The organism is Bradyrhizobium sp. (assembly GCF_022844465.1).
In the GTDB taxonomy this organism is placed as follows: domain Bacteria; phylum Pseudomonadota; class Alphaproteobacteria; order Rhizobiales; family Xanthobacteraceae; genus Bradyrhizobium.
The window spans coordinates 1,059,703-1,072,799 of sequence record NZ_JALHLP010000001.1; the positions used below are offsets into that span (position 1 = coordinate 1,059,703).

A 13,097-nucleotide genomic window follows, 5' to 3' on the forward strand; every position below is an offset into this window, starting at 1 on the left:
TGGCGCTTTGCGTTACGGCTTCCGCATCAGCCCAAACCCTCACCATGATGAAAGCGATCGACGCGCCGCATTACGACGCGCAGCGCACCACCTGGGGCCCGACCTCCGATATCGTCAACATGTTCCAGGACACGCTGGTGGCGCTCGACTGGGACGGCCGTACGCCGGTCCCCTATCTCGCCAAGTCCTGGACGGTCAGCCCCGACGGCAAGACCTATGTTTTCAAGCTGCGCGACGACGTGTCGTTCTGCAGCGGCAAGAAATTCACCGCCGAAGATGTCATCTACAGCTTCAAACGACTCAAGGACCCGGCGCTCAAGGGGCCGTTTGCCTGGCGCGCCGGCACCATCAAGGAGCTGCGCGCGCCGGATCCCTACACCGTCGAATACGAACTCGAGGAGCCGTTCTCGGAGCTGCTGCTGCAGCTCACCATGTTCACCAACGTCATTCACAACAAGGAGAGTGTGGAAACGCTGGGCAAGGACTATGGCATCAAGGGCGCTGACGGCACCGGTCCGTGGTGTTTTGACAACTGGCAGCCGCGCACCGAGATCGTGCTCAAGCGCCACGACGCCTACAAATGGGGCCCGTCGATGTACAAGAACAAGGGACCCGTTAAGTTCGAAAAGCTCGTCATCAAGATCGTCCCCGAGGATTCCAGCCGCGTGGCGGCGATGATGGCCGGCCAGTTCGACATCACCCACCAGTTTCCGGCGCAGTTCATCGCCCAGGCCAAGGGCGCGCCGATGCTGACCGTGACCGAGGCCAAGCCAAACTTCCAGTTGCTCTATTTCGGCTTCAAGACGACCCGGCCGATGGTGGCCGACAGGCGGGTCCGCGAAGCGATGAGCATTGCCATCAACCGTGCCGAGATCGCCAAGGGCATCCTGCTCGGCAACGCCGACCCGGCCTTCACCGTCGTCGATCCCGACGCGCTCGATTTCGACGCCAGCACCAATGGCGTCGTCAAGGAAGACATCGAGCGCGCCAAGACCCTGCTCGATGAAGCCGGCTGGAAGCTGGGCAGCGACGGCATCCGCGAAAAGGACGGCGTCAAGCTGCAGCCAAAGGTCTACTACACCCAGGCCGGCAACACGCCGCGCGTCGCCGAGGCGATCCAGGGCTATTTGCGCCGCATCGGCGTGCAGTGGCAGCTGCAGCCCTGGGATTCCACCATTGCCCCCGCCAAGATGGCCGAACAGGACTACGAAATCTGGTCGGTGACGGTGCCTTACCTTTCGGCCGGCGACCTCATGAACATCTATTTCGATTCCCGCAACATCCCGACGCCCAACCGGATGAACTGGAAGGACGCCGAGACCGACGAGTGGCTGAAGAAGGGGCGCTCGGCGCTGACGGAAGCCGACCGAACCAAGTACTACGGGCTGGTGCAGCAGAAGGTAACCAGAGAGCATCTCTGGATTCCCGTTCTCAACATCAACATGCACCAGGTCGCAAACAAGAAGATCGCCGGCGCGCGGCCGCACATGATCTACCAGAACACCTTCTACAAGGGGCTGGACGTCACGCGCTGAGACATCACGAGGGAGAAAACACGATGCGCAGCATTTCCACGGCCGCCCTGGCGCTACTGGCGGCGGCAGGCATTTCCGCAACGGCCGAGGCGCAGACCCTGAAGGTCATGAAGTCGCTCGACGCGCCGCACTATGACGGTCAGCGCACCACCTGGTCGCCGACGTCGGACATCGTCAATATGTTCCAGGATACGCTGGTCGCCATGGATTGGGACGGCAAGACGCCGATCCCCTATCTCGCCAAGTCGTGGACCAAGAGTGACGACGGCAAGCTCTATGTCTTCAAGCTGCGCGACGACGTGACGTTCTGCAGCGGCAAGAAGTTCACCGCCGCCGACGTGATCTATTCCTTCAAGCGCCTGACCAGCTCCGAGCTCAAGGCGCCGCTCGCCTGGCGCGCCGGCAACATCAAGGAGTTGCGCGCTCCCGACCCCTACACCGTCGAATACGAGCTGAACGAACCGTTCGCCGATCTCCTGCTCCAGCTGACCATGTTCACGACGGCGATCCACAACCAGGAAAGCGTGGAATCGCTCGGCAAGGACTACGGCATCAAGGCCATCGACGGCACCGGGCCATGGTGCTTCGAAAGCTGGCAGCCGCGCACCGAGATCGTGCTCAAGCGCCACGACGCCTACAAATGGGGCCCGTCGATGTACCAGAACAAGGGCCCGGTGAAGTTCGAGAAGATGAGCATCAAGATCGTGCCCGAGGATTCCAGCCGCGTCGCCGCCATGCTGGGCGGACAATTCGACGTCACGCACCAGATCCCGCTTCAGTTCATCGATCAGGTCAAGGCCGCGCCCAACCTTGTCGTCCAGGAAGCCAAACCCAATTTCCAGCTGATGTACTACGGTTACAAGACCACGCGGCCGATGGTTGCTGACGCGCGCGTGCGCGAGGCGATGAACATCGCCATCAATCGCGCCGAAATCGTCAAGGGCATCATGCTGGGCAACGCGGAGCCCGCCTACACCTTCATCGATCCCAAGGCGCTCGACTTCGCCGAATCGACCAAGGGGATCATCAAGGAGGATGTCGAGCGGGCGAAGAAGCTGCTGGACGAGGCCGGCTGGAAGGTCGGCGCCGACGGCATCCGCGAGAAGGACGGCGTCAAGCTCGCACCCAAGGTGCTGTTCACCCAGGTTGCCTATTTCGGAAGGGTCTCCGAAGCGATCCAGGGCTACATGCGCAAGATCGGCATCGATTGGAAGATCATGGGTTTCGACTCCACGATCGCGCCGGCCGAAATGGCCAAGCAGGATTTCGAATTGTGGACGGTGACGTTCCCCTACATTTCCTCGGGCGACCTGCTCAACTTCTACTTCGACTCCAAGAACATGCCGGCGCCGAACCGGATGAACTGGAACGACGCCAAGACCGACGAATACCTCAAAATGGGACGCGCCGCGCTGACCGACGCGGACCGGGCCAAGTACTACGCGCTCGCGCAGCAGCGGGTCACCGAAGAGCATTTGTGGATGCCGGTGATGAACATCGCGATGTACACCACCAACACGAAGAAACTGAAGGGTGTCCGGCCGCATATGCTCTATCAGAACACCTTCTACAAGGGACTGGATTACTCGTTCTGATGGAAAACCTGCTTGAGGTTCGCGGCCTGAGGACTCACTTCGCGACAGACCGCGGCCTGTTTCGCGCCGTTGACGGCATCAGCTTCAGCGTGCCGCGCGGCCGCACCGTCGGCCTCGTCGGCGAATCCGGCTGCGGCAAGAGCGTGACGTCGCTGTCGGTGATGGGCCTGGTGCCGAGCCCGCCGGGCAAGGTCGAGGCCGACGCGGTCATGTTCGAGAACCGCGACGTGCTGACACTGTCGGCCGACGAGAGGCGCAAGCTGCGCGGCGGCAAGATGTCGATGATCTTCCAGGAGCCGATGACGTCGCTCAATCCGGTTCACACCATCGGCCAGCAGATCATCGAGGCGATACTCGCCCACGCCACGATGACGCCGCAGGCCGCCAGGGCGCGCGCGATCGAAATGCTCGAACTGGTGAAAATTCCTTCCGCGGCGCAGCGCATTGACGATTTTCCGCACAGCCTGTCGGGCGGCATGCGCCAGCGCGTCATGATAGCGATGGCGCTGTCGTGCGAGCCGGCGCTGCTGATTGCCGATGAGCCGACAACCGCGCTCGACGTCACTATCCAGGCGCAAATTCTCGATCTTTTGAGTGAGCTGCAGCGCCGGCTCGGCATGGCGATCCTCATCATCACCCACGATCTCGGCGTGATCGCCGAAGTGGCCGATGAGGTGCTGGTGATGTATGCCGGCCAGATCGTCGAAAGCGCCGAGGTCGCCGATCTGTTCGGCGACCCGCAGCACCCCTACACGATTGGGCTATTGGGCTCGATCCCGCGCCTCGACGTCGACCGCAAGCGGCTCGCCACGATCGAGGGCACGGTGCCGAGCCCCAACAATCAGCCCAAGGGCTGCCGTTTTGCGCCGCGCTGCCCGTTCGCCGACCGGCGCTGCCGGCAGGACCCGCCGCCGCTGCGCGAAATCACACCCCGCCATCTGGTCGCATGCTGGAAAGCCCCGGTCGAGGTAAGTTCATGAGCGACGTCCCGGTGCTCCAGGTCGACGGCCTGGTCAAGCATTTTCAGCTCAGCCGCGGCATCATCCTGCGCCGGCAGGTCGGCCTTGTCCGCGCCGTCGAGGATGTGAGCTTCGAGATCGCCCGCGGTGAGACCCTGGCGCTGGTCGGCGAGTCCGGCTGCGGCAAGTCGACGACCGGACGCCTGGTATTGCGCCTGATGGACCCGACGGCGGGGTCGGTTCGCTTCAAGGGCGAGGAGATCGCCAACCTCGGTAAGGATGCGCTGCGCCGGTTGCGCCGACACATGCAGATCATCTTTCAGGACCCCTACGCTTCGCTCAATCCACGCATGACCGTCGGCGAGATCCTGGCCGAGCCGCTGCGCGTGCACGACATCGGCGACCCCGCCTCGCGCGAGGCGCGCGTACGCGAGCTTCTGGAGATTGTCGGCCTGTCGCCCGAACATGCCCGCCGCTATCCCCACCAGTTCTCCGGCGGGCAGCGCCAGCGCATCGGCATCGCCCGTGCATTGGCGGTCAATCCCGACCTGATCATCTGCGACGAGCCGGTGTCGGCGCTCGACGTCTCGATCCAGGCGCAGGTCGTCAACCTGCTGCAGAACCTGCAGCAGCGCTTCGGTCTCTCCTATCTGTTCATTGCCCACGACCTTGCCGTGGTGAAGCACATCAGTGACCGCGTCGCGGTCATGTACCTCGGCAAGCTGGTCGAGATCGCCGACAAGAAGACGATCTACGCCAAACCGCTGCACCCCTATACCCAGGCGCTGCTGGCGGCGATCCCCAAGCCGGACCCCAGCCTGCGCACCAAACGCGTCATGCTGCAGGGCGACGTGCCGAGCCCGTTCAACCCGCCGACCGGCTGTCGTTTTCACACCCGCTGCCTGCACCCGCAGCCACGCTGCTCGGCCGAAGAGCCGAAGCTCCGCGAAGCCGCCCCCGGCCATCGCGTGGCCTGTCATTTCTTTGAAACCTTGCCGGTCCCGGTCATCATCGCACGGGCCGGCATGGCGAACGGAAAGTTCGCCGAACGGCTGGCGGCCTTCGAGGCCGCCAAGCAGGCGCAGACACCGGCCTGAGCGCCAGCGTCGCAGGCGCTACACGATCCCGTTCTTCCGCAGCGCCGCGATGGCGGCGGCGTCATAGCCGATGCTGGCCAGAACGAGGTCGGTGTGCTCGCCCAGCGCCGGCGGCCGCGTCGCGATCTCGCCCGGCGTCCGTGACAGCCGCACCGCGGCGCGGGCCACCGGCGCCGGTTTCGGCAGGCCGGGATAATCAACGTCCTGCAGGAAGCCGGCGGCGCGAATATGCGGATGCTCGAGCGCCTGCTGCGGGCTCAGAACCGGGCCTGCCGGAATCATCGCCTGTCCCAGCGTATCGACCGCCTCCTGGGTCGTCCGCCCGGCGCACCAGCGCGCCATGCGTTCGCTGATAATAGCGCCGTTGTCGCCGCGCTTGAGATCGTCGGCAAAGCGCGGATCCTTCAGCCAGTAGTCCTCCTCACCCATCAGCCTGGCCCAGCGGATGAAGAGCGGGTGGCCGGTGACCTGGCACAGCACCCAGCCGTCTTTGGTCCGGTAGATGTCGGCGGGCGCTGCGGTCTGCCCGAGATTGCCGGTCGGGACGCGGTTGGCGGCGATCACGGCCTGTTCGATCAGCGTCGCGTTGGTGAAGGAAAGCGCGGTCGCCAGCAGGGCGCCCTCGACGATCTGCCCGCGCCCGGACTTGCCGCGTTCGATCAGCGCGGCGAGCGTTCCGAACGCGCAGTGCAGCGCCGTTCCGAAATCGACCCAGTTGACGGCGGCCCGGTAAGGCGGCTCGCCGGCGCCGGTCATGTACACCGCGCCCGACATCACCTGCCCGACGCCGTCGAAGCCGACGCGGTCAGACCAGGGGCCCGGCCCGCCGAAGGCGGTCGCGGTCGTCAGAATGATATCAGGCTTGACCGCCTTGAGCGATTCATAGTCGAGCTTCATCGCGCGCAGCGTCTGCGGCGGCAGATTGGCGACGACCACGTCCGCCGTGGCGACCAGCCGGCGCATGACCTCCTGCCCCTCGGGCTTCATCGGATCGAGGGTGATGCACTTCTTGTTGCGGTTGATCTGCAGGAAAAGAGCGCCCTCGCCGCCCGCCCCGACCGGCGCCACGAAACGATCCTCGCTGCCGTCGCGCTTTTCGACGCGGATCACCTCGGCACCGAATTCCGCCAGCAGGGTCGCGCAATAGGGTCCTGCGATATAGCGGCCAAAATCGAGGACGCGCACGCCCTCCAGAACTCCCCCCATCGACGGTTTCCCCGCTGCCGAAATTTCCGCCACGTTACAGGGAACGGCCGACAGCGCAAGACGGCGGTGCGGGGGTCGGGTTTCGCTCTATTCGGCGAAGGCCACATCCGCGATGACTGGAAGATGATCCGAATACGCGCCAGCCTTGCGATCAGTCCAGGCCGAGCGAATCGACATATCCCGCGAGGCATAGATTCTATCCAGCCGCAGCATGGGCATCCGGGCGGGAAACGTTCGCAGCCGCGTTCGAACCGGACAGGCTCGCGCGAGCACCCGTCGCACCGACATCACAAAGAGCCAGTCGTTGAAATCACCGACCACCAGCGTTCGCCTCTGCCGCGCCAGGTCAGCCAGAGCCCGTGCCTGGGTGTTTCGCTCTCGCATGCTCAAACCAAGGTGGGTCGCAACGACCCGCACCTCTCCGATGCCCGCGTTTATGCGCGCCGAGATCGCCCTGCGCGGCTCGCGTTCCTGATATGATACGTCGATGATGGTCGGGGCCTCGACGAACGGCCAGCGGCTCAGCAGCGCCTGGCCGTAATCGCCATCCTCGGTGACGATCGACCTGGCGTCTATCCGATGGTCGCCGACCGCCCTCGCCAGCCGGCCAAACGGATCATCGGTTCGTCCGCGAGAGTCAATCTCCTGCAGCGCCACCACATCGGGCGACCAATAGCTGATAATGGAACACACGCCATCCAGATCGAATGCCGGATTGAGGTTGAAGGTGCCGTGAACGTTCCAGGTCATGATGCGGATGGTATCGGTCACGTCTTTCGTCCCGCGAGCCAGGTCACCAGGAACTGTGCAACGAGGCAAACCGCAATCCAGGCAACGATCGCAACAGCAAGCAGCAATACATTGGTCCAGGAAGCATTTGCCGCCAGATCCGCGATCTGCGCGCCCAGCGCGGCCATCACGGTAATTCCCGGCATCATGCCGAGCGCGGTTCCAAGCATGAAGTCCCGCAAACCCAGTTTGCTGGCGCCGGCCACCATATTGACGACCGAAAACGGGGCAAGCGGCACCATGCGGATCAGAGCAACCGCCAAGACCCCCTTGCCGATAATGCGGCTCTGGACCCGCGAAGAACGGCGCCCGAGAAGCCGCTGCATCCGGGCCTGGCCCAGCACCCGACCAATTCCAAACAGCAGAAGTGCACTGAGAAGCACGCCGGCTGCAGCACTGATGAAACCCATCCACGGGCCCAGCGCTGCGGCGGTCGCCGCAATCAGAATCACGACCGGAAACATCATGAAGCCCCCGATGACGAAGGCGGCAATCGCAAGCAGTGGCGCGAATTCAGAGCGCGCGGTTTGCGCGATGAAGGCGGACACGAAACCTACATCGGAAAAATCCATTAGCGGAGTGTACTGCCAGACCAGCGCGAGGCCGGCGAGGGCCACCGCCAGGCCGCCTGCAGCCAATACAGTGTTCAGTGTCCACATGCGACTGGCAGCACGGTCGAGATGGAGGGGCTGTCTGGGGTCTGCGACCGGTTGCACGATCGACGCGACCCCGGCTAGTTTCTCGGTCGCATCGATCGGCCCCAGCGACTTCTCTCGCTCGCCCGTGGATAGCTGGTCGAGCAGTCCAAAAAGCTCGGCGTCGTGGCGTCCGACTTCCAGAGCATCCAAGCCGCAGAAATGTCCGATGAACCCGTGACGGATGTGATCGATGAATTTCCGATGCTGTTCGGAGTTCGCCTCGAAGAGGAGGTCGCATTCGGTATCCGCCCCCATCGATCTGTTGTTCAAGTTGGCCGACCCCACGCGCAGGACGCGATCATCGACGATCATCACCTTGCTGTGTACCATGACAGGGGTGGATGAATTCACGCCCCGCGCCAGCGGGTAGAGAATGCGAACCCGATCGGTGACGCCCGCCGAGACGAACGCCTCGATGAAGCCGCCGCGACCGCCCTGCATGGCCTGCGATTCAAACCAGGACGAATGCGTCTTCGGCGTAACGATCAGGACACGAAGCGAGGGTACGTCAAGCATTCGCTGCGCCAGCATGCCCGCGATATCGGTCGCGCTGATAAACTGGTTTTCTATGTAGATGAAACGGTTGGCGACGTTGATGGAAGCCTCGAACAGTCGCGCGACCTCGTTTGCGCCGGTAGCGCTGCCGGTCCTTAGCTCGGTCCGGGCGATGCCCGTCGCCATCTCCAGCGAATCGGCAGGCACCGAAGCCGGCCAACGATCGCCGTCGGTCGCCACCGCGCGTTCGACCGTGCAGCCGGCAGCCTGCCACCGGCGCTCGGCCAGTTCCCAAAGCGCGCCGGCGGCCTCGCCATCTACAAGGCACTGGACGTCGTGAAACGGCGGGTACGGCTTGCCGTCGGGATCGATGCGGAGCGGATCATCAGCTGCGTGGTTGCTGGTGTCCCAGCGGCGGATCGTGAGGTCGAGGCCGCCGGAGAACGCGACCGCACCGTCAATGGCCACGATCTTCTGGTGTTGCGCGGAGCCCAGGGGAAGGCTGGAGTCGAAACAGAAACGCAGCCTATCCGGCGCTTTGGATGAAAACTTGCTGGGCGAATTCCATTCGCGCTCGGCGGCATACAGGGCGGGAAAATTCCAGATGAGAATGTTGATCCGCAGGTCTTGCTTTGCCTCCAGAAGAGCCTTCAGAAACGGCCCCAGTTCCTCAGGAAACCCGTCGTCGGCACGTCCGGAAGGTCCGACAAAACGGGTCAGGCTGTGGATGTCCCACCCGATGATATAGACCTGCTGCGTGGCGAGCAGCAAAGCTTCCCGAAGGGCCGCGAAATAGGCCGCAGCATCGTTGAGGATTGTCAGCCGCCCGGCCTTGCATCTTTTCCAGACGGTTTCGCCGGGGATCAGAATGGATGAGCTCTTAAGCAGTCGACACCTCGGCGGGGGCCCAAAAAACGGTCGGGTAACTTGCAGCCTACGCTTGGCTCGCAGCGAACCCAACGATTATTCTGTGGAACAGTTCCTCCCGCCGGCCTCCCTCAACCGATCGGAACGACCCAGGCCCCGTCTGGAAGGCCGCTGGCGAAGACCGGGAATACATCGGAGCCGACTGGAAAACTCGGTGTCGAGGGTTAGATAGACTCGATCGCAGAAGGCGCGCCAGTTGACCCCATCGTGAAGAGATACTTCGTCATTTTTCTCCTGCTCATGCTGGTTCCGGTGGCCGTCTCCGCAGTGAATTACCTGCTGGGCGACCGGCGGGGAAACTGGCAAACCGCAGATCGCTCCAGTGCGGGGCTGCTTCCCGCTGCCTCGGAGCGCCAGGGGGCCCTGATCAGGGTGTTTGCTGCGCGCACCGTGCGCTGGCGCGGAATATTCGCGGTGCATACCTGGATTGTCGTCAAGGAGCGTGGGGCCGACCGCTATACCCGCTACGACTATACCGCATGGGGGGAGCCGATCCGGATCGATGGCTTTCTCGCCGACGCGCGATGGTTCGGCGCTGTTCCGGATACGGTCGTGCGCGTTGATGGCCGAGACGCTGAGCTTCTCATTCCCAAAATCCGATCGGTCGTCGAGAGCTACCGGTTCCGGGCCTATGGCGACTACAGCCCCTGGCCAGGTCCGAATTCCAATACCTTCATCCAGGCCATTCTGGACGCCGTTCCGGAATTAAACGCGGTCCTGCCGCCAACCGCCATCGGCAAGGACTACCCCTACCATGGCGAATGGTTCGGCCTCACGCCGTCCCGCACCGGCGTGTTTGCCAATCTCGGCGGCTATCTCGGGCTCACGGTCGGATGGATCGAGGGGATCGAATTCAACCTCTTTGGTGGCGTACTCGGATTGGACATCCGCCGGCCTGCGTTGAAGCTGCCCGCCGTCGGCCGGATCGGACTGCCATTGTCGTAAAGCGTCATCGCTTTCAACCGCGGCAAGGTCCTTACAACAGAGCCGCATGCACCCGGCCAGTCCGCTGGTCGGGTCCGCCCCGCCCATTGGCCCGACCCACGACAGATGGTCCGCTCGTCGGCTCGATCGCAGCCTGCAGCGCCGCGTTGATTTCCTTCATCCGGCCGAGCTTGACCAGGCATCTGGCGACTGCGACGTACCCTCCGGCCAAACCGGGCTGCAGCGGCATGAACTCGAGATGCTGGTGCAACGCTTCCTCATGCTGACCCAGCCCTTCGCAGGCCTGGCCAAGACGTTGCCACGCCTTGGGCGGCGTCGGGACGAACCACCATCAGGGTGCAGAACACCCGCCCGCCCTCGATCCGCAGGTTTCCACGGTTTCGACGACATCTCGTCGTAGTTCGGCCTTCTTGGCATCCCGACCTGATGAGAGTAAGATTGCCCCCACAATTAGGATACTGTGTGATTTATTTCATAGCGACCGCGATCATTTCGAAAGGATGCTGCTGATTGCGGTGCAAAATTCGATCGCAGTGCAAGAATTTTCAAGGGGCGCGTAATGTTGGTCCCATCCCGGAAAATGGTTTACATTGTTGACGCGCTGGCTTTTCGACGGGCTCGCGTCGAAAGCTTCCTGGGTGCGTGGGCCAGGAACGAGAATGTCGAGTTGCTGTCGCTTGATCCCGACGAAGCACATTCCAGACTCGTCGAACGCGCCCAATGCGACATGCTCGTCTACTGTGTTGGCGCCCCCCAGGCGCACGATCTCTTCACCGAAATCCGATTGTTGAATATTCTTCGCCGGGAGGCGACGCTGGCAATCGTCTCCGACGACGAGAATCCAGCCACCATCGTCGCCGCGATCCGTTCCGGGGCCAAGGGCTACTTCAGCAATTCGATGTCACCGGATCTGGCATTGCAGGCCCTTTCATTCGTCCTGCATGGCGGCACTTATTTTCCACCCGCCGTCATCATGGCCGGTCACGGGAACGGCGACGCGCAGTCAGTTGAATGCCGGCAGAACGACTTTCTCCAACTGCACGTTCCTCCGGATCTGGACCAGCAACATCAGGCGCCTCCCCTCGGACCCGGCGATGGCCTCTACGGTCAGCAGGGATTCCTGCTCGAAGAAAAATCAACGGGCGTCCGGCGCGGCAACGGTTCTGGCGGCGCTCGACAAGCACCGGAATTCACCGAGCGCCAGCATGCCGTTCTCGCGTGCTTGTGTCAGGGCGATCCCAACAAGGTGATCGGTCGCAAGCTCGGAATGACCGAAATGACCGTGAAGGTTCATGTCCGCGAAATTATGCGCAAGCTGGGCGTATCCAACCGCACGCAAGTCGCCATCGCCGCCGGCCGCAGCGGATTTGCCGCCGACCCTTTGGTTGAAACGTATCCCCTGAATTTGGCTGCAACGATCAAATCTTCCGTATCTCACTAGCGGAACACTTTTGGTGCTATCGTTGGTGTTAATGCTTGCGATACGTCCAGCCAGGTTCCAGTTCCGAAGCGTTGGCCTCCACAGCAACAGTGACGTCTCCAATGATGAGTGCGGAACCGAAAGCGGGGTTTCATACCAGACCTGCCAGCATGCCTGGCTTCCCCCATATCAGGCTCGATGCTCCAGCTCATCGACGCCTGTTTCTGCCGACCTATCCGTGATCACGCTTCTTTCGTCACAATCAGTTCCGTCGCGCGCGGTCCCCGCCACCGGCCCAGGTAGCGCATCAAGGGCCGTTCGATCGCCACGTAGACCACCAAGCCCACGGTCCAAGCTGCCGCAAGGAACACGACCCGCGCGCCCGAAACCCCAAGCATGGGAAACGCCCGCAACGCCCGAAGCAGGCTCGCCACCAGCGCGAGGGTGAATAGATGGGAAACAAACACCGAATAGGATGCATCCCCAAGTCTGCTAAGGAAGCGGACTTTCGGCCATCCCCACCGCTTCTCGACGGACACGCACGCGAAAAGGAAAGCCGCGTCGGCACCCCCCCAGTAAAGCGCCCGCTCACTGCCTTCTGACACGCCGCGCAACACACCCATCGCAAACATCGATGCACCGACGAGCAACACTGCCACGATGATCCAAGGCGACTCGTATCGTGTGAGGAACAGCCACGCGACGACCATTCCGAGCACGAAATCCAGCACCACGGTTGAGCCGTAGAAATTGAGCAGGTGACTTCTGTCACCAAACAATACCTTCAATACGACCAAGATGCTCAGGGCCGCGGCTACGCCAACGATCCGCCGGCCGGTCGACATGAACAACAACGAGCCAAACAGCAGATAGACGAACGCGAAATGATTGAGTACCCACCCTGAAAACAAGAATGGCACATCGACGCCAAGAACAGGGTGGGGATAGGGAATGAAGGCGAACGAGAACACAACGTGCCAGAACTCGGCCTTCGCCGTTACCAGGTAGTGCGGCGCGACCAGCAACACGATCAGCATCAGGAGCGTGAACAGCCAGTAGAGAGGCGCAATGCGGACAAAGCGGCGGTACAGGAATGCTCCGAAGGTGACCTGCCGATCGTGACATGTGTAGACAAGAATGAAACCACCGATAGCAAAGAACAAGTCGGTGCCAGCCGCACCGAAGCCGAGCGAGTGCTCGTGCACGCCGTCCGTCAGCCGCGTGATCTGCAGCTCGGTATGATAGAGGACGATGATCGACGCGGCGAACACCCGCAGTTGCTGCAGGCTTTGGATCCTGCCCACAGCGGGCTCAAGCTCGCTTGTTCCGGAACGATCCCTGCCCTGCGGCCTCGATACCAGAACGCCCTTACCCATTATGATTCCTGACTCGGTGACGCTACGGCACCGCCCAATCACTTCTTCAGCGCAA

At 62.5% G+C, this 13,097-nt stretch carries 10 protein-coding genes; 6 read left to right on the forward strand and 4 right to left on the reverse strand.

The window, feature by feature from the left end; all coding sequences use genetic code 11:
• The first annotated feature begins 44 nt into the window (after positions 1–44).
• Genes Q0D31_RS05045 through Q0D31_RS05060 form a run of 4 tightly spaced genes read left to right on the forward strand, consistent with a single transcriptional unit; the run spans position 45 to position 5,186 of the window.
• Positions 45–1,535: an ABC transporter substrate-binding protein gene (locus Q0D31_RS05045; protein WP_291845888.1), complete on the forward strand. Its 1,491-nt coding sequence runs from the start codon at positions 45–47 to the stop codon at positions 1,533–1,535.
• 23 nt (positions 1,536–1,558) lie between these two features.
• Entirely contained in the window at positions 1,559–3,130 is a 1,572-nt protein-coding gene (locus Q0D31_RS05050; protein ID WP_291845890.1) for an ABC transporter substrate-binding protein, read from the forward strand.
• A complete protein-coding gene (locus Q0D31_RS05055; RefSeq protein ID WP_291845904.1) occupies positions 3,130–4,110 on the forward strand; it encodes an ABC transporter ATP-binding protein in 981 nt (326 codons plus the stop codon). Before Q0D31_RS05050 ends, Q0D31_RS05055 begins: the two co-directional genes overlap by 1 nt.
• Entirely contained in the window at positions 4,107–5,186 is a 1,080-nt protein-coding gene (locus Q0D31_RS05060) for a dipeptide ABC transporter ATP-binding protein (protein WP_291845911.1), read from the forward strand. The genes Q0D31_RS05055 and Q0D31_RS05060 overlap by 4 nt, the downstream gene beginning before the upstream one ends.
• Positions 5,187–5,204: 18 nt before the next feature.
• Here the strand turns inward: Q0D31_RS05060 and Q0D31_RS05065 are convergent, their stop codons facing one another.
• The 3 genes from Q0D31_RS05065 to Q0D31_RS05075 all read right to left on the reverse strand — a co-directional run bounded on the left by Q0D31_RS05065 (position 5,205) and on the right by Q0D31_RS05075 (position 9,145).
• Positions 5,205–6,392, reverse strand: a complete 1,188-nt coding sequence (locus Q0D31_RS05065; RefSeq protein WP_291845916.1) for a CoA transferase — start codon at positions 6,390–6,392, stop codon at positions 5,205–5,207.
• An 87-nt stretch (positions 6,393–6,479) separates the two neighbouring features.
• Positions 6,480–7,163 carry an endonuclease/exonuclease/phosphatase family protein gene (locus Q0D31_RS05070; RefSeq protein WP_291845931.1) on the reverse strand — a complete coding sequence of 228 codons (684 nt, stop codon included), beginning with the start codon at positions 7,161–7,163 and terminating at the stop codon, positions 6,480–6,482.
• A complete protein-coding gene (locus Q0D31_RS05075) occupies positions 7,160–9,145 on the reverse strand; it encodes a VTT domain-containing protein (protein ID WP_291845937.1) in 1,986 nt (661 codons plus the stop codon). The genes Q0D31_RS05070 and Q0D31_RS05075 overlap by 4 nt, the downstream gene beginning before the upstream one ends.
• 396 nt (positions 9,146–9,541) lie before the next feature.
• Here Q0D31_RS05075 and Q0D31_RS05080 point away from each other — a divergent pair, with 396 nt between their 5' ends.
• Positions 9,542–10,246, forward strand: a complete 705-nt coding sequence (locus Q0D31_RS05080) for a DUF3750 domain-containing protein (RefSeq protein WP_291846786.1) — start codon at positions 9,542–9,544, stop codon at positions 10,244–10,246.
• 580 nt (positions 10,247–10,826) lie between these two features.
• On the forward strand, positions 10,827–11,687 hold the full coding sequence (locus Q0D31_RS05085; RefSeq protein ID WP_291845943.1) for a response regulator transcription factor: 861 nt from the start codon (positions 10,827–10,829) through the stop codon (positions 11,685–11,687).
• Between the two features lie 221 nt (positions 11,688–11,908).
• Here Q0D31_RS05085 and Q0D31_RS05090 read toward each other — a convergent pair whose 3' ends face one another.
• Positions 11,909–13,042 carry an acyltransferase gene (locus Q0D31_RS05090; RefSeq protein ID WP_291845950.1) on the reverse strand — a complete coding sequence of 378 codons (1,134 nt, stop codon included), beginning with the start codon at positions 13,040–13,042 and terminating at the stop codon, positions 11,909–11,911.
• Positions 13,043–13,097 lie beyond the last annotated feature (55 nt).

Coding starts and splice junctions, on each gene's coding strand:
- Q0D31_RS05045 (WP_291845888.1), top strand. CDS start 45: ATGATGAAAGCGATCGACGCGCCGCATTACGACGCGCAGCGCACCACC.
- Q0D31_RS05050 (WP_291845890.1), top strand. CDS start 1,559: ATGCGCAGCATTTCCACGGCCGCCCTGGCGCTACTGGCGGCGGCAGGC.
- Q0D31_RS05055 (WP_291845904.1), top strand. CDS start 3,130: ATGGAAAACCTGCTTGAGGTTCGCGGCCTGAGGACTCACTTCGCGACA.
- Q0D31_RS05060 (WP_291845911.1), top strand. CDS start 4,107: ATGAGCGACGTCCCGGTGCTCCAGGTCGACGGCCTGGTCAAGCATTTT.
- Q0D31_RS05065 (WP_291845916.1), bottom strand. CDS start 6,392: ATGGGGGGAGTTCTGGAGGGCGTGCGCGTCCTCGATTTTGGCCGCTAT.
- Q0D31_RS05080 (WP_291846786.1), top strand. CDS start 9,542: ATGCTGGTTCCGGTGGCCGTCTCCGCAGTGAATTACCTGCTGGGCGAC.
- Q0D31_RS05085 (WP_291845943.1), top strand. CDS start 10,827: ATGGTTTACATTGTTGACGCGCTGGCTTTTCGACGGGCTCGCGTCGAA.
- Q0D31_RS05090 (WP_291845950.1), bottom strand. CDS start 13,042: ATGGGTAAGGGCGTTCTGGTATCGAGGCCGCAGGGCAGGGATCGTTCC.